We start from the raw sequence: 22,927 nt of genomic DNA on the forward strand, positions 1-22,927 counted from the left end.
CGTTTGCGCCGGAGACACCCTGTTTCCCGGAATGGGAGCTTCGGAAAGTGTAACGGCCGCGTTCCCAATTGCTTGAGTCGTGCAGCGCCGCGGCTGGCGTGATCGTCACCGCACGCGGGTCTAAGCTGTGCGGCCTCCGTCGAACCGGTCGTCGCCCATGGGTGTCCGCGCCATCCTCCACCTGCTGCTGCATGCCGCCGTGCCGGCGCTGCTGGCCTGGCTGTTCTGGCGCGAACGGTTCGGCCGGGCCTGGGCGCTGCTGATGCTCGGCTGGATCATCGACATCGACCATCTGCTGGCCGATCCGATCTATGCGCCGGGGCGTTGCAGCATCGGCTTCCATCCGCTGCACACCGCGCCGGCGATCGCGGTCTACGCTGGCCTGACGGTGCCCAGGCGCACGCGCCTGTTCGGCATCGGCCTGCTGGTGCACATCGCGCTCGACGCGATCGACTGCGTGTGGATGCGTCATGTCGGCTGACGGCGCGCGCGTTTTACTGGTCGGTGCCACCGGCCTCGTCGGCAACCATGTGCTGGACAGGCTGCTGGCGGATCCACGTGTCACGCGCGTGATCGCGCCGGTGCGGCGCCCGTTGCCACGTCGCGATGCACGGCTGCAGGCGCCGGTCGTCGATTTCGATGCATTGCCCGACGATGCCGCGCTGTGGTCGGTCGATGCGGTGATCTGCACGCTCGGCACGACGATGCGCGTAGCCGGCTCGCGCGAAGCGTTCCGCCGCGTCGACCACGACTACCCGCTGGCGACCGCCGCGCTCGCGCGTCGTCATGGGGCGCAGGCCTTCGCGCTGACCTCGGCGATGGGCGCCGATGCGCAGTCGCGGTTCTTCTACAACCGGGTCAAGGGCGAACTCGAAGCCACGCTGCAGGCGCAGGGCTGGCCGTCGCTGACGTTCGTGCGTCCGGGTCTTATCGGCGGCGATCGCAACGAGGCGCGGCCTGCAGAACGCGCCGCCGCGGTCGTGCTCGGTGCGCTGGGGCCGGTGTTGCCGAAGCGCTGGCGCATCAGTCCCGCGGCGCGCATCGCCGACGCCCTCATCGAGCACGCACTGGCTGCCGTGCGCGGCTGCCGGGTCGTCGACGCGGCCGCATTGGCCTGAGCGCAGCCAGCACCGATTCAAGCGCGCAGTGCTAGCGTCGAACTCCGGGCCGACGCTGCCCGCCCACGAAACCGGAACAGGCCTCGCCATGCGGATCACCCCAGTGTTGTGGATCTCCCTGCTCGTCGCGCCCTGCATGGCGTACGCGGCGGAGGACGATCGCGTCGACCTGAGCCTGCCGTCGCAGCCGATGTTCACCGGCGAAGCGGCCTTCGGCGGCGGCGAGTACACCGGCCCGCGCACCGACACGCCCGCGTATCGCGGCCGCTACGGCGACGAACTGGTGCGTCGCGGCGGTTGCCCGACCGGGCCGGACGGCAGCGAACGCACCGTCACCGGCAGCGTCACCACCGGCATCGGCTATTCCTCGCGTGGCGGCAACAGCAACTTCAACGCCGCCGACATCAGCCTGTGCAAGGAAACCGTCAGCGACGCCGGCAACATCAACACGATGCAGCTCAACCTGCGCGTCGCCCAGTTCGACGGCCCCGGCTACTACGGCCGCGGCTTCGGCCCGTACGGTGGCCATGGCGGTTATGGCGGCTACGGCGCCGGCGGTTACTTCGACGGCTTCGGCGCGGGCTTCAATGACATCCACGGTCCGTATCCATCAGGCCGCATCCGCGGCGAATCGTGGACCGAAGGCCGTCAGCCCTGGCGCTGACCGAGCCCGCGTGCCGGCGCCTCGAGCCTGAGCGTCACAGGTAACGCAGCCACGCGATGTCGCGTCGGCGCGCCTTGAGCCGCGCGAACGCGGCCGTTGGCGGCTGCAGCACCACCGCCAGCGCGATCGAGATCGCCACCAGCGTCGCCACGCTGTCGAAGCCGAACACCGCGCCCTGGTTGGTGCCCCACAGCGCCAGTGCGGCCAGGTACAGCAGCTTCAGCACGTACAGGTGCAGCAGATAGAAGAACATCGGCGCGGCGCCCAGTGCGGACAGCGGTTGGAGGCGGCGCGCGAGTGCGGGCGATTCGTAGAGCCGCAGCAGCAACAGGCCGACGCCGAGGGTGAGCAGCACGAACTGCAGCGACGGCGGGTACTTGGTGACATTGAAGAACGCCATCAGCGTGCGCGCGGTGTCGGCCTGCAGTGTCCAGGCCGCGTCGCCGTAGACGTTCGCCATGCGCAGCATCAGGAAGCCGCCGAGGGCGCCGAGCCCGCTCCACAGCAACAGCCCATGCCGGCGCGCGGCCGATGCCTCGCGTGCGAACCACGGGCCGGCCGCCCAGCCCAGCGCGATGACGCCGATCCACGGCAGCAGCGGATACGAGGTGCGCGCACGCATTGCGTCGCCGATCTGCAGCCAGTCGCGCTGGTGCAGCACCGCCCACAGCGTGTGCAACGGATGGTCGGCCTCCAGCCGCAGGCCATCGAGCAGGTTGTGGCCGGCGATGATCGCGATCGCCAGCGCAATCAGACCTGCACGCGGCAGCCACAGCAGCGCGGACAGCGCCAGCATGCTCAGCCCGATCGCCCAGATCACCTGCAGGTACAGCGTCTGCGGCGGCAGTTCGAAGGTCCACGCGAAGTTGACCAGGGTCAGTTCGAGCACGACCAGAAACAGGCCGCGCTTGAACAGGAAGGCCGAGGCCGCGCGCCGGCCGTCGGGCTGACGGCTCGCGTAGAGCCAAGCCGAGAGGCCGGTCAGGAACACGAACACCGGTGCGCACAGATGCGCCAGCAGGCGGCAGAAGAACAGGGCAGGCGAGGCAGTGGCCACGTCGACCGGGTCGCCCATCTGCACGTGCAGGAAGAAGGTCTCGCGCACATGGTCGAGCAGCATCAGCACCATCACGGTGCCGCGGAGCAGATCGATCGAGGACAGGCGTGCCGTCGGCGCGGCGGACAGGACGTTGGAGGACACAGCGGAACCGGAAGCCGTCAATCGTTAGATTATTACATAACAGGTTTGCAGCCCTTTCGGCCCTGAACGCAACGCGGCACCGCGAACGCCCCCATGCCGCGCTGCTCACATTTGCCTGCCTACGCTGGCCGCAGCCGGATGACGGCGCAGACCAACAAAGTGGAGGCGAAGATGACGATGAAGATTCCGCAGGGCGCCCTGATCGTAGTGGCGGATGGCGGCTCGGCCCGCGTGTTCAGCAACACCGGTGACGAACGCAACCTGGCCCTGAAGCAGGAAGCGCTGCTGGAAGGCATGAATCTGGACGACGAAGGTCCGTCCGGTTCGATGCCGTCGGAATCCAGCGCCTCGCAGCTCGACGAGGCCACGTTCGCCAAGCAGCTGGCCAAGGGCCTCAACGACGGCGCGCTGAAGAACAAGTACGCGCATCTGGTGCTGATCGCCGATGCCAAGACGCTGGGCCGCGTGCGTCCGCTGCTGCACAAGGAGACCCAGCAGCGTCTGGTCGGCGATCTCGCCAAGGATCTGACCAACGCGCCGCTCGAAGACATCCAGCGTTCGCTGTCCTGATGACGGCCACGAGCGGCTACCGCGAAGCGGCACCGACGCGCGATGACGTCGACGCGATGCATGGGCCGCTGGTGATCGAATTCGGGACCGACTGGTGCGGCTATTGCCAGGCCGCGCAACCGGCGATCGCCTCCGCGCTCGCCGGTCGTGAGTCCATCGCACATCTGAAGGTCGAGGACGGCAAGGGCCGTCCGCTCGGGCGCAGCTTCTCGGTGAAGTTGTGGCCCACGCTGATCGTGATGCGCGATGGCGTGGAACTCGCCCGCGTCGTGCGTCCGACCGATGCGGCGGCCGTCACCCAGGCGCTGCGCGCGCTGGACTAATGCGTCCGCGTGCGTCGGGCCTTCGGTGGTCCGCGATGCTTCGAGACATGGGGATTGCCCGGTACGCAGAAGCGCCACGGCACGTCGATCGCACGGCGGATGCCGATGCGGGTCGTGATCGAGGGTGCCGGTGGCGGCGGGGTGCCGTCGTCGCCGATCCAGATGCGCGACGTGCGTCGGGTGATGTCGAGCCCGCCATCCTCGCGTGTCACGCCCAGTGCCTGCGCCAGGCGTCCCGGGCCTGACGCGAGCAATGTCGGCGTCGTCGTACGCCGCGCCTCGGCCATGGTGTCCAGGCCCGCAAGCGGTTCCGCCGCGCGGATCAGCACGCCATGCCCGGACCGCTGTCCGCAGACGGCATTGATCGCCCAATGCATGCCGTAGATGAAATAGACGTACAGATGCCCGGCCGCGCCGAACATCACCGCATTGCGTGGTGTCGGCCCGCGGAACGAGTGCGCCGCCGGATCGTCGCCGCCGCGATAGGCCTCCACTTCGACGATGCGCGCGCGGCGTCCATCGGCAGTGACGAGCACCTTGTTGAGCAGCTCGGGTGCGACGACATCCGCATCGCGGGCATAGAAACGATGGGGCAGGGGACGCATGGATGCAGCGTGCATGCAGACGCGTGGCTCGCGTGCGAACGACCACTCAGCGTGTCGCGTGCGCGCCGTCCCTGCGCGGGATGAAGGTGATCTCGCCCGACGTCTCGAGCACTGCCAGTTCGATCTCGCCCAGCGTCGCGTAACCGGCGGCGCGGCGCGCGATCGCGAAATCCTGCTCGCTGATCGCCTGGCGCGCGAGCTGCGCGCGGAACACTTCGCCGCGACGCGCCAGGATCACCGGCGAGCCTTCGATGAACCGGTCGAAGCGGCGGTTGTGCGCCGACAACCGGCCGACCAGCGAGTTCAATCCCAACAGCGTCGCGGCGAGAATCAGACCGCCCAGCAGCGAGGTGTCCTCACCGATCAGCGAGTTCTGCACCGCATTGCCCAGCAGCACGACGACCAGCAGATCGAACGGGGTGAGCTGGCCGACCGTGCGTTTGCCGGTCAGGCGCATCAACACCAGGACGACCACGTACACCAGCACCGCGCGCAGCACGAACTCCCACCACGGCATGCTCAGCGAAAACAGACTCTCGAATGCAGCGTGCATGGGCGTCTCCGCCGGCGGTGCGCCGGTGTCCGGGCTTATCGCGCAGCGCATGTGCTGCCTCGGTGAATGCGGGACCAAGGCCCGCCCGGCGCAACCGGTCCGGCATGTGCATCGCGTTCGCTGCGCAGCCTGCGGGCCGCGCACACGAGGCCATCATGCCGCGCGTGTGAGGATGCTCCGGTGCCCGGCGGCCTCCTCACCGTCGATGGACACCCTGCAATGCCTCCGATCAGTTTCACCCTGCGGCACAACGCCGCCACCTTCGACTGGGAACTCGCCGCGGCCGGCGACGCCTCACCCTCGCACCACGCCACGCATGCCTCGGCGTTCGACACCCTCGCCGCCAATCCGCTGACGCTCGCGCGCGGCGCGACGCTGCGCATCTTCGGCGCCGATGGTGGCTACGAGCACGAACGCATGTACGCCCCCGCTGCGTCGATGGCCGCGCAGTCGGGCGGCGACGACACGGTATCCACCGTCGCGCTCTGACGCGTACGACCGCCTTGGGGTATCAGGCCGCCGCGCGGATCCGCCGGTGGCACGCGCGCATCAGACGCGCGACCGACGTTCGACAGCGACACGCAGTCTCGCGTGCGCTGTTCCGTGCGCGCTCAGGACTACTGCGGCGGATCCTGCGGCTGGTTGGGTGCGGGCGGGTCCTGCATCGGCTGCGGGTCCCGCTCCGGGTCGCCGGGCGTCGGCAGCGGTGGATCGACCGGCTGGTCCGGCATCGGATCGTGCATCGGGTGCGGCATGCTGCCGGGTACGTCATCCGGCGGCGTCGGCGGTCGCGAAGGGTTCGGCATCTGCATGGCGTCGTCTCGGTGCGGGTGGTGCGTCCACCGTGGCCGCGGACGCGCCATGCACGCGTGAAATCCGCGCCTGCTTCACGCGTCGCGTCGCAGGCTGGTCGCATGTCGCATCACGCGCGCCACATCGTGTATCCAGAGACCGTCGATGCGTAGGTTCGTGCAGGCCGTCGCCGCCGATACCGTGCCGGCCGCGCTGGCGCCCGACATCAGGGCCGCGCTGTCGGACGCGCGGCCGCGCTACAACATCGCGTCCAACGGCGACGCGCTCGTGCTGGTCCTGCACGACGGCGAGGTGGTGGTGGACACGCTGCGCTGGGGGCTGGTGCCGCGCTGGTCGAAGCTGCCGGAAACCGCGTACAGCACGATCACCGCGCGCCTGAATCGCGCACCGACCAGTCGCATCTACGCACGGCCGTGGGCATCGCGGCGATGCGTCGTGCCGATGAACGGCTATTACAAATGGGACCGCAGCGGCGCGCGGCCCGTGCCGCACTTCATCCAGTCGCGCAGCGGCGAGCTGCTGTTCGCGGCCGGCGTCTGGGATCTGTGGGAACGCGAGCCGCCGCCGCTGGCCTCGTTCGCGTTGCTGACGATGCCGAACACCGCGATTCCGCGGCCCCTGTCGCCCGACGGGCCGCTGTTCCTGCCGGCCTCGAACATTCTCGACTGGCTGTCCGATCCGGCGCCCGATCCCGCGCGGATCGCCGGGACACCGCAGCCGGCGCTCGAGGCCTATCCGGTCTCGAAGCGCATCCGCAGCCGCGATGTCGACGACTACACCCTGCTCGAACCCGCACCGCCGGACGATGCCGATCCGGTGGACGACGATGCCGATCCCGACGCGGACATCGACGACGACTGACGGAAAACTCACATCGCAGCGCTATCGTCCGCGCTTCCCCCAGTCTGTTCCGGAGTCCGTCATGCCGATCCTGCGCACCGCCTGTCTCGCGCTGTCCCTTGCCGCCGTCGGCGCCCCCGCCTTCGCCCAGGCCCCGCCCACCGATGCGCAGGCCGCCTACATGGGCGCGCACGTCTTCGATCGCCAGATCGAGGTGTTCCGCGAGTTCTGTGCCAAGGATCCGGCCGGCGCGCAGGCGCTCGACACCGGCGTGACCCAGTTCCGCCTCAACAATCCCGACTACGTCGCCGCGAAGGGCAGCAAGCCCGATTCGCCCGAATTCGCCGCGACGGTGCAGGCCGTCGATGCGCAGTTCGACCAGGTCGCCGGCACGATGCGCACGCAGCTCGCGTCGCGCCCGGTCGGTCCGCAGTGCACGACGCTCGGCGATCAGCTGCGGCAGGCGCGCTTCGCGGCGCTGCTGGAACAGGCCAAGCGCGGCGCGCCGCCGGCGCCTGCAACGCCCTGACGCACTGCGCTAGAACGGCGCGCCGTCGACGGGATCGCGCGGCGGCGCCGGCAGCGCATGGATGCGCGCGCGCGTCGCCGCATCCGGCGCGGCGCGCTGAAGATCCCAGTCCTGTCCCTCGGGATAGGCGCCGACCACGCGGAACGCAGTGTCGGCATCGATGCAGCGATGGCCGGTGCCGACCGGCAACAGCAGTGCGTCGCCTGCTTCGAGCGTGACGACATTGCCGCCGGGTCCACCGATTTCCAGTCGCGCGTGACCGGTGTACACGCCCAGCACTTCGTGCGCCGTCGAATGGTAGTGGTGATCGTCGTAGACACCGCCGCGCCAGTCCGGCGGCCAGCCGTGCGACGCGAACATGCGCTCGAACGCCGATGCATCCGGCACATGGCCGTCGGCCGAGCGCAGGCCGCGATAGACGCGCACCGCGATCGATGGATGGTTCGGCACCCAGTCGTTGGGGCCGAGGACCAGATGTTCGATGCGCATTTCGGGCTCCTGACGGACCTGCCGCCAGCCTGCCTGCGAACGCGTCAGCGCGTCGGAAAATCAGCCCTGCAGGGCGACGTGCAGCGGCGCGTCGCTGTCCCAGCGTGCGCGGCCGTTGAGTTCGGGCAGTTCGACCAGTACCGCGGCGCCGACGACGCGCGCACCCTGCTGGCGTGCGAGCGACAACGCCGCGCGCAGCGTGCCGCCGGTGGCGAGGACGTCGTCGACCAGCACCACGCGTGCGCCCGGCGGCAGTGCATCGGCGTGCATTTCCAGCCGGTCGCTGCCGTATTCGAGTGCGTAGTCGTGGGCCAGTGTGCGTGCCGGCAGCTTGCCCGGCTTGCGCACCGGCACGAAGCCCGCGCCCAGAGCATGCGCGAGCGCGGCGGCGAAGATGAAGCCGCGCGACTCGATGCCGATGAAGGCATCGGGCACCGCGTCGCGCCACGGCGCGGCCATCGCGTCGATCGCGTCGGCGAATCCGCGTGCATCGGCGAGGACCGGCGTGATGTCCTTGAACACGATGCCGGGTTTGGGGAAGTCCGGGATTTCCCGGATCAGCGACGACCAGTGCGGCATCGGGGGAGGGCTCGTTCGGCGGGCGACGATCATGGCCGCACACGCGTTCCGACACAATGTGCACGCCATGCGGCGTATACAGCCGCGACCCGCTTCCGGTGCCGTCATGCCCCAGTTCCCGCCCATGTCGCACCGGTGGTCGGCCACCGTGCTCGCCGCCGCACTCGTGGCCGCCGCGCCGGTCGAAGCGCGCACCGTCTGGCGCTGCGTCAAGGGCGGCACCGTGAGCCTGTCGACCGCGCCCGAGCCGGGCTCGAAATGCGAAGCGCGCGAGATCGCCGACGACGCGGTGCAGACGCCGAATCTCTGGGGTTCGATGGGCGTCTTCAGCGGCGTGCTGTACGAGCGCGAGCAGGACGGCATGATGGTCTACGGCACGCGCCGGCTGCCGGGATCACGCGAGTACCTGCGCTTCACCGCGCAGACGCCGCCCGGCGAACCCGCGCACGAAGGCCTGGGCAATGTCGGCGCGCCGCAGCTCAAACCGCACTCGGCGCTGTTCGCGGCGAATGCGAAGACCTATGGACTCGACGAAGCCTGGCTGCGCGCGATCGCGCACGCGGAAAGCGGCTTCGACGCGACCGCGTTGTCGCCCAAGGGCGCGCGCGGCGTGATGCAGCTGATGCCGGATGTCATCGCCGATTACGGCGTCGTGGATCCGGACGCGCCGGCCGAATCGATCCGTGCCGGCGCACGGCATCTGCGTGGTCTGCTGCGCCGCTACAACGGCGACCGCACGCTCGCGCTCGCGGCCTACAACGCCGGCATCGGCACTGTGACGCGGTTCGACGGCGTACCGCCGTATGCCGAGACGCGCGCCTACATCGACAAGGTGCAGGCGCTGTACGTGCGGTATCGCGCGGCGCTGGGCAATCCGATCGAACGACCGGAAATCTGAAACCCCGGAACGAAAAAGGCCGCGGTTCCCCGCGGCCTTCGATGCGACGCGTGGGCGATCAGCCCTCGCGCGGTGCCAGCCGGATCAGGCGGCCGTCCTTGCCGTCCTCGATCACGTACAGCGCGCCGTCCGGGCCCTGCGCGACGTCGCGGATGCGACCGCCCATTGCGAAACGCTCGGCTTCGCGCGCGCTGTCGCCGTCGATCTCGATGCGCACCAGCGTCTGGCCCGACAGGCCGCCGATGAAGGCGTTGCCGGTCCACTCCGGGAACAGCGTGCCGCTGTAGAACGCGAGGCTCGATGGCGAGATCACCGGCGTCCAGGTGATCGCCGGCTTCTCGAATTCCGGGCGCGTGTCGTGGTCGGGAATCGGACGGCCGTCGTAGTGGTCGCCGTTGGAGACGGTCGGGTAACCGTAATTCGCACCGCGCTTGACCAGGTTGAGCTCGTCGCCGCCGGCCGGGCCCATCTCGCTGTTCCACAGACGGCCCTGCGTGTCGAACGCGAGACCGAGCGGATTGCGATGGCCGAGCGACCAGACCTGCGACGCGACCTCGCCCTTGCCGGCGAACGGATTTTCGTCCGGCACGCTGCCGTCGTCGTTGAGGCGCACGATCTTGCCGAGGTTGGACTGCATGCTCTGCGAGGGATCGAACTTCTGCCGCTCGCCCGAGGAGATCCACAGCTTGCCGTCGCCATCGAATGCGATGCGATGGCCGTAATGACCGTTGCCGTCGACCTTGGGCACCTGGCGCCAGATCACCGAGACGTCCTGCAGCGCGCCCGCGTCGAGATCCAGACGCGCACGTGCGACCGCTGCGCCGCGACCGCCTTCGCCGTCCTCCGCGTAGCTCAGGTAGACGATGCCGTTCTCCGCGAACTGCGGATGCGGCTTGATGTCGCCCAGGCCGCCCTGGCCTGCGTTGGCGACGGCCGGCACGCCGGAAATCTCGCGGGCTTCGCCGCCGGGCAACGTCACGTGCTTGAGCACGCCGCTCTTCTCGGTGATCAGCACGCTGCCATCGGGCAGGAAGCCGATCGCCCACGGCTCGTTGAAGCTGGCGATTGCGGTGCTCGCGAACGGCAGGCCTTCGATCGCATCGGCGGCGGGCGCTGCGGTCGCGGTCGCGTCGGAGGTCGCTGCCTGCGGCGCTGCCGTGTCCTGCGTCGCGGTGCCGTTGGCGGCATTGCCGTCGCAGCCCGAGAGCCACAACAGCGAAGCGGCGAGGGTGGTCAGAACGAGGGGTCGCGTGCGTGTCATGCGTATCTCCAGGGCGCAATCGGGGTAAACCCGAGTGTCGCATACCGGTTCGTGGAGACCGTTTGACGCGTGGTCGAGCATCGGCTCGTAAACGTTGTGTTCGATTCAGTGCATCCGGCGCAACGCAGCCGTCGGAACGCGTCGATGCATCGCGCGCACGAACGCCGTAATCAAGCGTTTCGTCCGTACGCGCTCACGCGTCGTGAACGGACGGCCTAAAGCGCGCGATCCACGCTGTGGTTAAGCGTTCGTAAGCGGTGGTGTTCGTGGCGCCCGAAGCGTTCATTCGCCTGCCTGCAAGGTGGATCCCGTGCGGTATCCACGACGAGGACGACTCACCACCCCGCGCAACAAACCCAAGTTCTGAAATACGGAGTAGACGCTCATGAAGAATGCACGCAAGCCGCTGACCGCGATGATCGCCCTGGGTGTTGCCTTGGCCATGCCGATGGCGTTCGCGCAGGACCCGACCGCCTCCACCACGCAGGCGCCGCCGACCACGGATGCGGCGACCACGACCACGCAGGACTACGCGCAGGACGCCACGGCCGAAGCGCCGCAGGCCCAGCAGGGTCAGGTGACCTGGGCGGATCTCGATACCGATGGTGACGGCAAGCTCAGCCAGGCCGAGGCTGCAGGCCTCGAAGGCCTCGCACAGGTCTTCAGCGAGGTCGATGCCGACGGCGATGGCTTCATCACGCCGGAAGAGTATCGCGACTTCGTGAACCGTCAGGCCGCTGGTGCGGGCGCTGCCGAGGAGTGATTCCGGCACGCGCGTGACCTGATCGACTCAGATCATCGCGTAACAGAGGGCGGCCTTCGGGCCGCCCTTTTTTGTGCCCGCGTCGCGGTGACGTGTCACGCGGGCAGCGCATAATTGGCGCATGACCGGAATCCGCATGATCGGCTTCGACGCCGACGACACGCTCTGGCGCAGCCAGGATTATTTCGATGACGCGCAGGCCGAGTTCGAGCGCATCGTCGGCCGCTACGTGGATCTCGCCGATGTGCGCGTGCTCGATGCGCTGTATGCGGTCGAGACGGCCAACATCGCGGTGTTCGGCTACGGCGTGAAAGGCATGACGCTGTCGATGATCGAATCGGCGACGCAGATCACCGGTGGCCGCATCGCCGCGCTCGATCTGCATCGCATCGTCGAGATGGCCAAGGGGCTGCTGCGGCATCCGGTGGAACTGCTGCCCGGCATCCGCCAGGCGGTCGAAGCCGTGGCCGCGGATTTCGACGTCGTGCTGATCACCAAAGGCGACCTGTTCCACCAGGAAGCCAAGGTGCGCGATTCGGGCCTGTCGGATCTGTTCCGGCGCATCGAGATCGTCAGCGAGAAGGATCCGCAGACCTATGCGCGTCTGCTGGCCGAGTTCGACATCGACGCCGGGCAATTCCTGATGATCGGCAATTCGCTGCGCTCCGACATCGCACCGGTGCTCGCGCTCGGCGGCTGGGGCGTGCACATGCCGTATCGCACGACCTGGGCGCATGAAACGGACGCGTACATCGACGCGGCACTCGATGCGCGGATGTGCGTGGTCGCCGAACCCGAAGCGTTGCCCGAAGCGGTAGCGATGCTCGCCGCGCGCGCATCAGCGTCTCGCGAAGATTGATCGGCGAGACCCCGCAATCGCCGCGTAAACGCTTCCATCGTCGGGAAACGTTTACAGTTTGAACCGTCTCTTTACGCGTCCGCGTGTGTGGGGCCGCAGGCCGCGAAATTGCATGCCTGTTCATTCCCGGGGCGCCATGTTGGACCCATGGCCGCTGCGGTGGCGGCCCACCGGAGAGACGCCATGATCACCAATCCCCTGACCCGATGGCTCGCGCCCGGCCTGCTCGCCGCAGGTCTGTCGGCCGCCGCACTCGCGCCGGCGCCGGCGCACGCCCAGTCCAGCGACGACCTGGTGCAGGTCATCGTCGATGTCGCCGATGTGGTGCTGCGCGGCAACCAGCCGTACTACCGCGGCGACTACGACAATCAGCTGCGCGTGTCCTACGACAACCGTGGTCGACCGGTCTACTACCGCACGGCGCCGCGCTACGATGCGCGCTACGACGCACGTCACTACCGCAACGGCCCGCCGCGTCATGCGCCCGCCCACGGCTGGCGCAACCAGCAGCAGGTGCGCCGCGAGACCTGCGACCGTCGCGGCCGCTGCACCGTGCAGTACTACGATCCGCGCCAGGACCGCTCGCGCGATCGCCGCTGGCGCTGAGTCCGGCGCCACATCGCGGCGGCCCGCCGCATTCAGCCATCCGCCACGCCGCAGTCATCGACTGCGGCGTGTGTCCGTCCGGACCTTCTGCTAGCGTTGGCCCATGCGCCGCCATCTCCGTTTCCGCCGAACCCACGGTCCGCTCGTCGCGGTCCTGTCCGCGTGCGCGCTGTTCACTGGCGCGCCTGCAAGCGGTGTCGCCGCCGAGCCGATGACCTGCGAACTGGTGTTCACCGCCGGCAACTGGTCGATGCATCACCGCGCCGCGCGCGGCACCGGCGAACTCCGCTGCGCCGACGGGCGGACCTTGCCGGTGCGGGTCAGCGTCAAGGCCCATGGCGGTGACGCGCTACGCATCGATGCGGGCGCGGCGAGCTTCAGTGGCGTGGAGGATCCGCGCGACGTGATCGGTGCCTACGTGGCGAACGGGCAGGTCGGCAACGATTTGGCGATGCGCAAGGGCGCGATCGCGCTGCGTGTGACCGGCACCGGCGACTGGTGGCAACAGGGCGGACGTCCCGGCACGCTGGTCATCGCCGCGCGCTGAGTACCGCGCCGCGTGCCGGCGCGGTTCGAACTCCCTTCAGTCCGCCAGCAGGCGGTTGTCCGCGTTACGGGGCAGTTCGCGCATCGTGTTTTCGGCGTCCAGTCCGATCCGTGCAGCGAAGCGGTCCAGGGCCAGCCACCACGCGCCCAGCAGCACGGCGACCACGCCGATCCCGATGCCCCAGCGCCACAATCGGGTCGAGCGGTTCTGCGGGCGGGATGCGGTCATGACGGCTGTCCTTGGATTGCGGGCGTGGGGTATCGTCGTCCACCGCGTGTCGCAGGCACGTCGCGAGGCGGCGCGTGGCAACGCTCATGCCGGACAACGCGCGCGGTGCGCCCGTCCGGCCAGCCGAGGACCTTCGATGTACATCCGCTCCGCCCTGATCGCCGCGTTGCTGACCGGTATCGCCCTGCCGGCGATGGCGCAGGACGCGACCGATGCGCCGTTGGCGGTCGCGGACGCACCGGCGGCAGTCGCGATCTGGACGGCGGCGAGCGGTGACGACTGGCTGGATACCTGGCTGGCGGACGTCAACACGTACGCCGGGCGCTATCGCGGCGCCTTCGTCGACGAGCTGGTGCGCTACCAGGGCGCGCCGCGCGCGTTCGTGACCGAACTGCTGGATGCCGGCGCGCGACCGGCAGACGTCTATCTGGCCTGCGCGACGGCGCGTGCGCTGGGGCGGACGTGCCGGGAGATCGTCGGCGAATGGCGGCTCGATCCGGCCGGCGGCTGGAGCGAGGTGCTCGCAAGACTGGAGGCGGGCCGCGGCACGGAAACCTTCACCCGCGTGCGGCGCGGACTGGTGTCGAGTTTCGACCGCTGGGCGCGGCCGATCCGGCTGGACGCGGCCTTGCGCCGCGCGTTTCCCGATCGCGAAGGCTGACGCCGCCGGGCGCCGCGACTGCGACGCCCGGATGCCGACTCAGCCGATGGCCAGCGTCTTGTTCTTGCGCTCGGCGAGGCGCTTCTCGAGGTAGTGGATGTTCTGCCCACCGGCGGCGAAGCCCTGGTCGCGCATGATCCGCTGCTGCAGCGGGATGTTGGTCTTGATGCCGTCGACGACCATTTCCGACAGGGCCACGCGCATGCGGCAGATCGCCTGCTCGCGGTCGGCGCCGTGCACGATCAGCTTGCCGATCATCGAGTCGTAGTTCGGCGGCACCGCATAGCCTTCGTAGACGTGCGTGTCGACGCGCACGCCAGGGCCGCCGGGCGCGTGGAAGTGACGGATCGTGCCGGGCGAGGGCAGGAAGGTCTCCGGATCCTCGGCGTTGATGCGGCACTCGATCGCGTGGCCAGTCAGCACCACGTCTTCCTGCTTGATCGACAGCTTGTGGCCCGAGGCGATCATCAACTGCTCGCGCACCAGATCGATGCCGGTCACCAGTTCGGTCACCGGATGCTCGACCTGGATGCGGGTGTTCATTTCGATGAAGTAGAAGCGACCGTTCTCGTAGAGGAATTCGAACGTGCCCGCGCCGCGATAGCCGATGCGGATGCAGGCATCCACGCAGACCTTGCCGATCTCCGCGCGCGCTTCTGGGGTGATGCCCGGCGCCGGCGCTTCCTCGACGACCTTCTGGTGGCGACGCTGCATCGAGCAGTCGCGCTCGCCCAGATGGATCGCGCCGCCCTGGCCGTCGGCCAGCACCTGGATCTCCACATGGCGCGGGTTCTCGAGGAACTTCTCCATGTAGACCATGTCGTTCGAGAACGCGGCCTTGGCTTCCTGCTTGGTCGTCGCGATCGCGTTGACCAGCGCGGCTTCGGTGTGGACCACGCGCATGCCGCGTCCGCCGCCGCCACCGGCCGCCTTGACGATGATCGGGTAGCCGATCTCGCGGGCGATCTTGACGTTGGTCGCCGCATCGTCGCCGAGCGGGCCGCCGGAACCGGGCACGCAGGGTACGCCGGCTTCCTTCATCGCGCGGATCGCCTCGACCTTGTCGCCCATCAGGCGGATGGTCTCGGCCTTGGGCCCGATGAAGATGAAACCCGACTGTTCGACGCGTTCGGCGAAATCGGCGTTCTCGCTGAGGAAGCCGTAGCCGGGATGGATCGCCTGGGCGTCGGTGACCTCGGCCGCGGCGATGATCGCCGGCATGTCGAGATAGCTCTGCGCGGACGGCGGCGGGCCGATGCAGACCGACTCGTCGGCCATCGCCACGTGCTTGAGATTGCGGTCGACGGTGGAGTGCACCGCGACCGTGCGGATGCCGAGGGTGTGACACGCGCGCAGGATGCGCAGCGCGATCTCACCGCGATTGGCGATGACGACTTTTTCCAGCATCGCGGCGGCCTCAGCCGATCACGAACAGCGGCTGGTCGAATTCGACCGGCTGGCCGCTCTCGCACAGGATCGCGACGACCGTGCCCGAGGTCTCGGCCTCGATCGGGTTGAACATCTTCATCGCTTCGATGATGCCCAGCGTGTCGCCGGCCTTGACCTGCTGGCCCACGGTCACGAAGGCCGGCTTGTCCGGTGCGGGCGAGGCGTAGTACGTGCCGACCATCGGCGATTTGGTCACCTGGCCTGCGGGCAGATCGTCGCCTGCGGCCTTCGGCGTGCCGCCGGTGGCGGCATCGACCGGCGAGCTCATCGGCATCACCGGCTCGGCCGCGCGCGGCGCGGCCGCGGCCGGCGCGGGGGCGTACATCATCGGGGCGGCATTGCCCGAGTTGCGCGACAGGCGCACGGACTCCTCGCCTTCCTTGATCTCGATCTCGGTCAGGTTGGACTCTTCGAGCAGGTCGATGAGCTTCTTGATCTTTCTCAGGTCCATGCGGGCCTCTCTCTTTGCGTGGGTCGCGCAGCCGCGCGAATACGGAACGGGATGATGGGAATCGGGTCAGCCGGCGCGCAGCCGGGCGATCGCGGCGTCGAGCGCGTAGCGGTAGCTGTCGGCGCCGAAGCCGCAGACCACGCCGACGGCGAGATCACTGAAATAGCTGGTGTGGCGGAACGGCTCGCGGCGGTGCGGGTTCGACAGGTGGATCTCGTAGAACGGCAGGTCGATCGCGGCCAGCGCATCGCGCAGGGCCACCGAGGTGTGGGTGAACGCGGCCGGATTGAGCAGGATCAGCGCGGTGCCGTCGCTCCGGGCGGCCTGCACCCGGTCGACCAGGACGTGCTCGGCGTTCGACTGCAGGCTCTCCAGGGTATGGCCGGCGGCCTGCGCGGTCGTCTGCAGCGCGGCGTCGATGTCGGCCAGCGTCGCGTGCCCGTAGACCGCCGGCTCGCGGGTGCCGAGCAGGTTGAGGTTGGGGCCGTGCAGGACGAGGATCGAGGCCATCGGGAACGCGGTGCGGCAGGTGCGCGAAGTCTGCGGGATGTCCCCGATGGTGTCCAGTTCGCAGACGTTTGGCGATTTTAAACGTCCGTTTGAATTTTACGCGTCAGGGCGCGACCCAGCCGTCGATCTCGCCGTGGGCGAACGGGCCGATCCGTTGCTTGAGCAACCGCCCGTCCGGCGAGAGCAGCACCGTGTAGGGCAGCACGCCGCGTGGATTGCCCAGGCGCACGCCGGCATCGGCCGGGCCGGGCGCATCGAGCGCGATGGCATAGGTAACTGGAATCCGCGCGAGAAATGCCCGCACGGCCTCGGCATCGTCGAGTGCGATGCCGAGTACCTGTACGCCGGTCTCACCCTGTTCGCGGGCGAAGCGGTCCAGTTCGGGCATTTCCTCAATGCAGGGCCCGCACCAGCTCGCCCAGAGGTTCACCAGCACCGGTCGACCGGCGTAGGCGGCCGGCACCTGCAGCGTCGGTCCGTCCAGACCGGCGACTTCGAACGACGTGATGACGTCGCCGCGGCGCGCGACGGTCACGCCGTCGGGCGGCGCCGGCGCGGTCGCACTGAGCGTATCGGCATACAGACGTTGTCCGGCCTCGGTGCCGAGCAGCGGCCCCGGACCGCCGACGAACAGACTGGCGAGCACCCCGAGACCGCCGGCGACGACCGCGATCGCGACGACGGTCAGCGGCCCGACCTTCATTGCAGTGAGCCCGTGCGGCCGAGCGCGTCGACGACGATCGCATCGCTGAGCAGCGCCGGCAGCACGACGCCGTCACCGCCGCCGGCCGGATACACCACGTACAACGGCACGCCGACCGCGCCATGCGCCTCGAGAAAGGCGCCGATCTCCGGATCCACATTGGTCCAGTCGCCGACCATGTAGGTCGCGCCGGCATCGGCCATCGCGGTCTTGAACGTGGCGCCCGACAGCACCCGGCGCTCGTTGGCCTTGCAGGTCACGCACCAGTCGGCGGTCATGTTGACGAACACCGGCGTGCCGGCGGCGCGCAAGGCGGCCAGGCGCTGCGCGGAGTAGGCGACGTGCGTGCCGCTTTCGCTGGCCGTGGTGTTCGCCGTCGACGGCGTCGTCAGCCGGCCGACCGCGATCACCGGCAGCAGGGCCAGCAGCGCGAGCGCCAGCGCGAGTCCGCGATGCAGGGCGTGGCCGGTCCAGCGGCGCCGTTCGAACCACCACAACGCCAGCGCGAGCACGGTCATGCCTGCGACCAGCAGCGCCATCGCATCCACGCCGCGCTGCTTGCCGAGCACCCAGGCCAGCCACAGCGCGGTGAGATACATCGGGAACGCCAGCACCTGCTTGAGCGTCTCCATCCACGCGCCGGGCTTGGGGAGGCGGTCGGCCAGTGCCGGCACCAAGCCGATCAGCAGGAACGGCAGGGCGAGTCCCAGGCCCAGCATCAGGAACACCGCCAGCGCCATCGGCGTCGACGCGGTGAAGGCATAGGCCAGCGCGCCGCCCATGAAGGGCGCGATACAGGGGCTGGCGACCACGCAGGCCAGCACGCCGGTGAAGAAATCGCCGACCGGGCCGGTGCGTCCCGCCAGCGCGTGGCCGACGTTGCCGATACGCCCACCGAGGCTGAAGACACCCGACAGACTCAGGCCCACCGCGAACATCAGATAGGCGAGCGCCGCGACGAACCAGGGCTGCTGCAACTGGAAGCCCCAGCCCATCGCCTGGCCGGCGGCGCGCAGGGCGATCGCGAGCAGGCCGACCAGCGCGAACGCGACCAGCACGCCGGCCGTGTACCAGAGCGCATGCGCGCGTGCGGCCGCGCGACTGCCGCCACTCTTCGCGATGCCCAGCACCTTCAGCGACAGGATCGGCAGCACGCAGGGCATCAGGTTCAACAGCACGCCGCCGAGCAGGGCCAGGCCGAGGGCGGCGAACAGGCCAATCGACGCGGCGGCAGGCGGGCGCGTGCGCGCTGCGTTGTCGGCGCTGGCATTGGAAGTCTCTGCGTCTGCAGTCGACGCGGTCGACGCGTCGGTGTCTCCGGTTGCAACAGGCGACGGGCTTTCAAATGTGGAGGTGTCGGCCGCAGTGTCGGTCGCGTCCGTCGTGGCGGCGTCGCCAGTCGATGCAGCGCCCCCCAACGCAGCCGCGGCGTCGGCCACCGTCTGCACACGGCCCGCCGGCAAGGCGACGCGCACGGTGCGGGTCATCGGCGGATAGCAGATGCCTTCGTCCTGGCAGCCCTGGAACGTCGCGACGACCTCGACCTGCGCAGCCTCGGCCGTCGTGCGCACCAGCGGCAGCGGGACGTCGACCTGGTCGAAATAGACGGTGACGTCGCCGAAGTGCGCGTCGTGATGCGCTTGCCCCTTCGGCCAGCGCGGCGCGCCGGCGCGGATGCCGTCGGCGCCGCGGACTTCGAAGCGGTTGCGGTCGCGATAGAGGTAGTAACCCTTGGCCGGGGTGAAGCGCAGCAGGATCGTGTCGCCGTCGCCCGCGATGGCCTCGAACGCGAACGCACGTTCCGGCGGCAGCGCATCGTTCGCACCGGTGAGCGTCGGCGTGCGGCCGGCACTGTTGCCGCCGAGGGCCTGGCCGAACGCGGCGAAGCCGGCATCGCTCGCGGCCGGCGCGCGTGCGGCACCCGCAGTGCCGCCCGGCAATGCGACCTGCAGCACGCGCGTCTGCGGCGGATAGCAGATGCCCGCATCCGCGCAGCCCTGGTATTTCACTTCGACCTGCAGCGTCTCGACGCCGTCGGCCGCCGCGCCGGTCAGCACGCCGGTGACCCGGCCGCGATAGGTCTCGACCTCGCCGAAGAATTCGTCGGTGTGCTTGTGGCCGGCCGGCAACTGCAGCGGATTGGTCTTGAAGCCGCTCTCGACCCGAGCGCCCATGCGATGGCGATACAGGTAATAGCCGTCGGCGATGGTCCAGCGGATCTCGATCCGGCCCGGTGCGACGGCCTCGGCCGAGACCTGCAGCGCTTCGTCGACCGGTAGCACGTCGTCGAAGCCGATGCCCTGTGCCCACGCCGGCAGCCCGGCGAACAGCAGCACCGAGGCCATCAGCCACGCGGTGAAGGAACGGGGCCGGCGATCGCGGCCGGACATGACATCGGAGGAGGGCGCACGCATCGCGCCAGTATCGCAGGCCGCCATGGCCGATGCCCGAACGCGGGTTCAGCGCCTGTCATCCCGCTCGGCGAGCGGCACGAGCGCAGCGGCGATGCCGATCGAGACGCGGCCGGACGCAGGCCTGCGTCCGGGCGCGACGGCAGAGGCCTCCGAATGCGACGCCACGCGGGCCGTGCACGGCGTCTCCACGCGCCGCCGCCCACGCTGGCGCGCCGCCGTGCGGACGCAGCATCCCGCCAGTGGGAGAAAGATGTCGCACGCATTACTGAACCGGTCGGTATAATTACTGACCTTCCCCAGACCAGCCGAATCGCCTAGCGATTCCTACAGAGTTCGATGCGCCCGATCCTCTCTCTCCTTGCTGCAGCCCTCCTGGCCTGCGCCACCCTGCCCGCCGCCGCCCAGAGCGCGCCCGTCGACATCGCCGTCGGCGCGTCCGCGACGCGGGAAAACGAAACCACCTTCGTCGCCAGCGTGGCCTGGCTGCCGGAATGGCGCCGCACGCAGAATGGTGTGCTGCGCTGGGACGTCGGCGCGGTCTACGTGCGCGGCCGCGACAACACGCGCTTCGATCTGTCCGAAGACGCCGGTGTGTTCCACGGCGGCGCCCGCTACGAGCGCGACAACGGCTTCGTCGCCGGTTTTGGCGTCGGTGTGCAGGCCGGCCGCACGAGCGCGCTGTCAGGCAATCCGCAGTTCGTCAGCACCGTCGGCTGGCGCTGGGAGCGGTTCTCGCTGCTGGCCCGACACATCTCCAACGCGAGCATCAAGCAGCCCAACGACGGCGAGACGATGCTGCTCGCCGCGTGGCGCTTCCGCTGACGACGGATTGACGCCGCTCGCCCTGCGCCGGCGTCGCGCCGGTGGGGCGGCCTCATGGATACATCTGCACTCCCGCAGGCCTCCCGGCCGCGCGGCGGCCGTGCATGACTGCGTGCCTGTCGGTTGCGGCGGGCACAGGCGCATCGGCAGGCGGACATTTTTCCTCGGCCGCCCTTGCATTCCGATTCCCCGTGCCCATCTCCCGTCCGGTCCCGGTTCTGCCGGGTGCGTGCGCCGCGGTTTCTGGCAGTCGCCATGTGCGAGTGCTAGAATTGGCGACCGATTTCTTTCCAATCAATTACTTAGCGAGGCTGTAATGAGCAACCTGAAGCCGCTTTACGACCGCATCGTGGTCAAGCCTGTCGAGGCCGAGGAGAAGAGCGCCGGCGGCATCCTGATTCCGGACAACGCGAAGGAAAAGCCCACCAAGGGTGAAGTCGTCGCCGTCGGCGAAGGCAAGGCCCTGGACAACGGCAGCGTGCGCGCGCCGAAGGTCAAGGTCGGCGACATCGTGATCTACGGCCAGTACGCCGGCAGCGCCTACAAGGCCGACGGCATCGAATACAAGATCGTCAAGGAAGACGACGTCCTCGCGATCGTCGGCTGATCCGCGGCGGACGCACCGCGTCCGCGCGATCCCGCGATCGACCCTTGGCGGGCACCGCCCGCCCTTCAATCCCCTTTCATTTCTGAGGTAATACCGCAATGGCTGCGAAGGAAATCCGCTTCGGCGAAGACGCACGTTCCAAGATGGTGCGTGGTGTGAACATTCTTGCCAATGCCGTCAAGGCAACCCTGGGCCCGAAGGGCCGCAACGTCGTGCTCGAGAAGAGCTTCGGCGCGCCGACGATCACCAAGGACGGCGTGTCCGTCGCCAAGGAGATCGAGCTGGCCGACAAGTTCGAGAACATGGGCGCGCAGATGGTCAAGGAAGTCGCGTCCAAGACCTCCGACAACGCCGGTGACGGCACCACCACCGCGACCGTGCTGGCGCAGGCGCTGATCCGCGAAGGTTCGAAGGCCGTTGCGGCCGGCATGAACCCGATGGACCTCAAGCGCGGTATCGACCAGGCCGTCAAGGCCGCCGTCGCCGAGCTGAAGAACCTGTCCAAGCCGACGGCCGACGACAAGGCGATCGCGCAGGTCGGCACGATCTCCGCTAACTCGGACGAGTCGATCGGCACGATCATCGCCGACGCGATGAAGAAGGTCGGCAAGGAAGGCGTGATCACCGTTGAAGAAGGCTCGGGCCTGGACAACGAACTCGACGTCGTCGAGGGCATGCAGTTCGACCGCGGCTACCTGTCGCCGTACTTCGTCAACAACCAGCAGTCGATGTCGGCCGAGCTGGATGACCCCTTCATCCTGCTGTACGACAAGAAGATCTCGAACGTCCGTGACCTGCTGCCCGTCCTCGAAGGCGTGGCCAAGGCCGGCAAGCCGCTGCTGATCGTCGCCGAGGAAGTCGAAGGCGAAGCGCTGGCGACGCTGGTCGTCAACACGATCCGCGGCATCGTCAAGGTCTGCGCCGTCAAGGCGCCGGGCTTCGGCGACCGTCGCAAGGCGATGCTCGAAGACATGGCCACCCTGACCGGCGGCACCGTGATCTCCGAGGAAGTCGGCCTGACGCTCGAGAAGGCGACGATCGCCGACCTCGGCCGCGCCAAGAAGATCCAGGTCTCGAAGGAGAACACCACGATCATCGACGGCGCCGGCGAGACCGGTGGTATCGAAGCCCGCATCAAGCAGATCAAGGCGCAGATCGAGGACACCTCGTCCGACTACGACCGCGAGAAGCTGCAGGAGCGCGTGGCCAAGCTGGCCGGCGGCGTTGCGGTGATCAAGGTCGGCGCGTCGACCGAGATCGAGATGAAGGAAAAGAAGGCCCGCGTCGAAGACGCCCTGCACGCCACGCGCGCAGCGGTCGAAGAAGGCGTGGTCCCGGGCGGCGGCGTGGCCCTGGTGCGCGCGCTGCAGGCCATCCACGGTCTGAAGGGTGCGAACGAAGACCAGAACCACGGCATCGTGATCGCCCTGCGTGCGATGGAAGCCCCGCTGCGCGAGATCGTCACCAACTGCGGTGAAGAGCCGAGCGTCGTGCTCAACGCCGTCAAGGACGGCAGCGGCAACTTCGGCTACAACGCCGCGACCGGGGAATACGGCGACATGATCGCGTTCGGCATCCTGGATCCGACCAAGGTCACCCGTTCGGCCCTGCAGAACGCGGCCTCGATCGCCGGTCTGATGATCACGACCGAAGCGATGGTCGCCGAGCTGCCGAAGAAGGAAGAGCCGGCGATGCCGGGCGGCGGCGGCATGGGCGGCATGGGCGGCATGGATTTCTGATCCAGCCCCATCCGCTGTACCGTTGCACGAAGAACCCCGCCGCGAGGCGGGGTTTTTTTTGCCCCGTATCCGTGCCGTGTGTAAGGGCTCCACCGTGTCGCGTGCAGGCAGCCGTCACCGGTGAT

At 68.8% G+C, this 22,927-nt stretch carries 30 protein-coding genes; 17 read left to right on the forward strand and 13 right to left on the reverse strand.

Annotated features, from left to right (window positions below; translation table 11 throughout):
• Window positions 1-157 precede the first annotated feature (157 nt).
• The 3 genes from V3391_RS15920 to V3391_RS15930 all read left to right on the forward strand — a co-directional run bounded on the left by V3391_RS15920 (window position 158) and on the right by V3391_RS15930 (window position 1,782).
• Window positions 158-481, forward strand: a complete 324-nt coding sequence (locus V3391_RS15920; RefSeq protein ID WP_332079410.1) for a DUF6122 family protein — start codon at window positions 158-160, stop codon at window positions 479-481.
• Complete coding sequence (locus V3391_RS15925; protein WP_332079411.1) at window positions 471-1,118, forward strand: NAD(P)H-binding protein; 648 nt, start codon at window positions 471-473, stop codon at window positions 1,116-1,118. The genes V3391_RS15920 and V3391_RS15925 overlap by 11 nt, the downstream gene beginning before the upstream one ends.
• A gap of 88 nt (window positions 1,119-1,206) precedes the next feature.
• The gene (locus tag V3391_RS15930) at window positions 1,207-1,782 is read left to right on the forward strand and encodes a hypothetical protein (protein WP_332079412.1); all 576 of its coding nucleotides are present in this window, start codon (window positions 1,207-1,209) and stop codon (window positions 1,780-1,782) included.
• Window positions 1,783-1,816: 34 nt separating this feature from the next.
• Here V3391_RS15930 and V3391_RS15935 read toward each other — a convergent pair whose 3' ends face one another.
• On the reverse strand, window positions 1,817-2,968 hold the full coding sequence (locus V3391_RS15935; protein WP_332079713.1) for an acetyltransferase domain-containing protein: 1,152 nt from the start codon (window positions 2,966-2,968) through the stop codon (window positions 1,817-1,819).
• 186 nt (window positions 2,969-3,154) lie between these two features.
• Here V3391_RS15935 and V3391_RS15940 point away from each other — a divergent pair, with 186 nt between their 5' ends.
• Together V3391_RS15940 and V3391_RS15945 are read left to right on the forward strand one after the other, a co-directional pair.
• The gene (locus V3391_RS15940; RefSeq protein WP_332079714.1) at window positions 3,155-3,553 is read left to right on the forward strand and encodes a host attachment family protein; all 399 of its coding nucleotides are present in this window, start codon (window positions 3,155-3,157) and stop codon (window positions 3,551-3,553) included.
• The gene (locus V3391_RS15945) at window positions 3,553-3,876 is read left to right on the forward strand and encodes a thioredoxin family protein (protein ID WP_332079413.1); all 324 of its coding nucleotides are present in this window, start codon (window positions 3,553-3,555) and stop codon (window positions 3,874-3,876) included. The genes V3391_RS15940 and V3391_RS15945 overlap by 1 nt, the downstream gene beginning before the upstream one ends.
• On the opposite strand, the gene V3391_RS15950 is transcribed toward V3391_RS15945, so the two are convergent.
• Together V3391_RS15950 and V3391_RS15955 are read right to left on the reverse strand one after the other, a co-directional pair.
• Window positions 3,873-4,481, reverse strand: a complete 609-nt coding sequence (locus tag V3391_RS15950; RefSeq protein WP_332079414.1) for a DNA-3-methyladenine glycosylase — start codon at window positions 4,479-4,481, stop codon at window positions 3,873-3,875. The two genes, V3391_RS15945 and V3391_RS15950, sit on opposite strands and share 4 nt — an antisense overlap.
• Before the next feature lie 46 nt (window positions 4,482-4,527).
• A complete protein-coding gene (locus V3391_RS15955) occupies window positions 4,528-5,034 on the reverse strand; it encodes a DUF421 domain-containing protein (RefSeq protein ID WP_332079415.1) in 507 nt (168 codons plus the stop codon).
• Window positions 5,035-5,253: 219 nt separating this feature from the next.
• Here V3391_RS15955 and V3391_RS15960 point away from each other — a divergent pair, with 219 nt between their 5' ends.
• Window positions 5,254-5,523: a hypothetical protein gene (locus tag V3391_RS15960; protein WP_332079416.1), complete on the forward strand. Its 270-nt coding sequence runs from the start codon at window positions 5,254-5,256 to the stop codon at window positions 5,521-5,523.
• Window positions 5,524-5,651: 128 nt separating this feature from the next.
• Here the strand turns inward: V3391_RS15960 and V3391_RS15965 are convergent, their stop codons facing one another.
• Entirely contained in the window at window positions 5,652-5,846 is a 195-nt protein-coding gene (locus V3391_RS15965; protein ID WP_332079417.1) for a hypothetical protein, read from the reverse strand.
• A 145-nt stretch (window positions 5,847-5,991) separates the two neighbouring features.
• On the opposite strand from V3391_RS15965, the gene V3391_RS15970 reads away from it, so the two are divergent.
• Both V3391_RS15970 and V3391_RS15975 read left to right on the forward strand, forming a co-directional pair.
• Window positions 5,992-6,708 (forward strand): SOS response-associated peptidase, encoded by a 717-nt coding sequence (locus tag V3391_RS15970; protein WP_332079418.1) that lies wholly within the window; start codon window positions 5,992-5,994, stop codon window positions 6,706-6,708.
• 61 nt (window positions 6,709-6,769) lie between these two features.
• Window positions 6,770-7,216 (forward strand): hypothetical protein, encoded by a 447-nt coding sequence (locus V3391_RS15975; protein ID WP_332079419.1) that lies wholly within the window; start codon window positions 6,770-6,772, stop codon window positions 7,214-7,216.
• Window positions 7,217-7,225: 9 nt separating this feature from the next.
• Here V3391_RS15975 and V3391_RS15980 read toward each other — a convergent pair whose 3' ends face one another.
• Complete coding sequence (locus V3391_RS15980; RefSeq protein WP_332079420.1) at window positions 7,226-7,705, reverse strand: cupin; 480 nt, start codon at window positions 7,703-7,705, stop codon at window positions 7,226-7,228.
• A 60-nt stretch (window positions 7,706-7,765) separates the two neighbouring features.
• Window positions 7,766-8,317 carry an adenine phosphoribosyltransferase gene (locus V3391_RS15985; RefSeq protein WP_425497276.1) on the reverse strand — a complete coding sequence of 184 codons (552 nt, stop codon included), beginning with the start codon at window positions 8,315-8,317 and terminating at the stop codon, window positions 7,766-7,768.
• A 91-nt stretch (window positions 8,318-8,408) separates the two neighbouring features.
• On the opposite strand from V3391_RS15985, the gene V3391_RS15990 reads away from it, so the two are divergent.
• The gene (locus V3391_RS15990) at window positions 8,409-9,182 is read left to right on the forward strand and encodes a lytic transglycosylase domain-containing protein (RefSeq protein WP_332079422.1); all 774 of its coding nucleotides are present in this window, start codon (window positions 8,409-8,411) and stop codon (window positions 9,180-9,182) included.
• Window positions 9,183-9,240: 58 nt separating this feature from the next.
• Here V3391_RS15990 and V3391_RS15995 read toward each other — a convergent pair whose 3' ends face one another.
• Window positions 9,241-10,443, reverse strand: coding sequence for a PQQ-dependent sugar dehydrogenase (locus V3391_RS15995; RefSeq protein ID WP_332079424.1), 1,203 nt, complete (start codon window positions 10,441-10,443; stop codon window positions 9,241-9,243).
• A gap of 385 nt (window positions 10,444-10,828) precedes the next feature.
• On the opposite strand from V3391_RS15995, the gene V3391_RS16000 reads away from it, so the two are divergent.
• The 4 genes from V3391_RS16000 (at window position 10,829) to V3391_RS16015 (ending at window position 13,218) form a co-directional block, all read left to right on the forward strand.
• Window positions 10,829-11,206, forward strand: a complete 378-nt coding sequence (locus V3391_RS16000) for an EF-hand domain-containing protein (RefSeq protein ID WP_332079426.1) — start codon at window positions 10,829-10,831, stop codon at window positions 11,204-11,206.
• Window positions 11,207-11,327: 121 nt separating this feature from the next.
• Window positions 11,328-12,065, forward strand: coding sequence for an HAD family hydrolase (locus tag V3391_RS16005; protein WP_332079428.1), 738 nt, complete (start codon window positions 11,328-11,330; stop codon window positions 12,063-12,065).
• A 183-nt stretch (window positions 12,066-12,248) separates the two neighbouring features.
• Entirely contained in the window at window positions 12,249-12,671 is a 423-nt protein-coding gene (locus V3391_RS16010; protein ID WP_332079429.1) for a hypothetical protein, read from the forward strand.
• Between the two features lie 103 nt (window positions 12,672-12,774).
• Window positions 12,775-13,218, forward strand: a complete 444-nt coding sequence (locus tag V3391_RS16015; protein ID WP_332079430.1) for a hypothetical protein — start codon at window positions 12,775-12,777, stop codon at window positions 13,216-13,218.
• Between the two features lie 36 nt (window positions 13,219-13,254).
• Here V3391_RS16015 and V3391_RS16020 read toward each other — a convergent pair whose 3' ends face one another.
• Complete coding sequence (locus V3391_RS16020; RefSeq protein ID WP_332079431.1) at window positions 13,255-13,446, reverse strand: hypothetical protein; 192 nt, start codon at window positions 13,444-13,446, stop codon at window positions 13,255-13,257.
• A 136-nt stretch (window positions 13,447-13,582) separates the two neighbouring features.
• Between V3391_RS16020 and V3391_RS16025 the strand changes: the two genes are divergently transcribed.
• Window positions 13,583-14,107 (forward strand): hypothetical protein, encoded by a 525-nt coding sequence (locus V3391_RS16025; RefSeq protein WP_332079432.1) that lies wholly within the window; start codon window positions 13,583-13,585, stop codon window positions 14,105-14,107.
• A 39-nt stretch (window positions 14,108-14,146) separates the two neighbouring features.
• On the opposite strand, the gene accC is transcribed toward V3391_RS16025, so the two are convergent.
• The 5 genes from accC to V3391_RS16050 form a co-directional block, all read right to left on the reverse strand.
• Complete coding sequence (gene accC, locus V3391_RS16030) at window positions 14,147-15,514, reverse strand: acetyl-CoA carboxylase biotin carboxylase subunit (RefSeq protein WP_332079433.1); 1,368 nt, start codon at window positions 15,512-15,514, stop codon at window positions 14,147-14,149.
• A 10-nt stretch (window positions 15,515-15,524) separates the two neighbouring features.
• Window positions 15,525-16,007, reverse strand: coding sequence for an acetyl-CoA carboxylase biotin carboxyl carrier protein (gene accB / locus V3391_RS16035; RefSeq protein WP_332079434.1), 483 nt, complete (start codon window positions 16,005-16,007; stop codon window positions 15,525-15,527).
• Window positions 16,008-16,073: 66 nt separating this feature from the next.
• Window positions 16,074-16,517: a type II 3-dehydroquinate dehydratase gene (aroQ, locus tag V3391_RS16040; protein ID WP_332079435.1), complete on the reverse strand. Its 444-nt coding sequence runs from the start codon at window positions 16,515-16,517 to the stop codon at window positions 16,074-16,076.
• Window positions 16,518-16,620: 103 nt separating this feature from the next.
• A complete protein-coding gene (locus V3391_RS16045; RefSeq protein WP_332079436.1) occupies window positions 16,621-17,220 on the reverse strand; it encodes a TlpA disulfide reductase family protein in 600 nt (199 codons plus the stop codon).
• A complete protein-coding gene (locus V3391_RS16050; protein WP_425497301.1) occupies window positions 17,217-19,610 on the reverse strand; it encodes a protein-disulfide reductase DsbD family protein in 2,394 nt (797 codons plus the stop codon). Before V3391_RS16050 ends, V3391_RS16045 begins: the two co-directional genes overlap by 4 nt.
• 360 nt (window positions 19,611-19,970) lie before the next feature.
• Between V3391_RS16050 and V3391_RS16055 the strand changes: the two genes are divergently transcribed.
• From V3391_RS16055 to groL, 3 genes are all read left to right on the forward strand, one after another.
• Window positions 19,971-20,456 carry an acyloxyacyl hydrolase gene (locus tag V3391_RS16055; protein ID WP_332079437.1) on the forward strand — a complete coding sequence of 162 codons (486 nt, stop codon included), beginning with the start codon at window positions 19,971-19,973 and terminating at the stop codon, window positions 20,454-20,456.
• Between the two features lie 316 nt (window positions 20,457-20,772).
• On the forward strand, window positions 20,773-21,063 hold the full coding sequence (locus tag V3391_RS16060) for a co-chaperone GroES (RefSeq protein ID WP_232147877.1): 291 nt from the start codon (window positions 20,773-20,775) through the stop codon (window positions 21,061-21,063).
• Window positions 21,064-21,161: 98 nt separating this feature from the next.
• On the forward strand, window positions 21,162-22,802 hold the full coding sequence (gene groL, locus V3391_RS16065; RefSeq protein WP_332079438.1) for a chaperonin GroEL: 1,641 nt from the start codon (window positions 21,162-21,164) through the stop codon (window positions 22,800-22,802).
• Window positions 22,803-22,927 lie beyond the last annotated feature (125 nt).

It is taken from the genome of Luteimonas flava (assembly GCF_036584485.1).
In the GTDB taxonomy this organism is placed as follows: domain Bacteria; phylum Pseudomonadota; class Gammaproteobacteria; order Xanthomonadales; family Xanthomonadaceae; genus Luteimonas; species Luteimonas flava.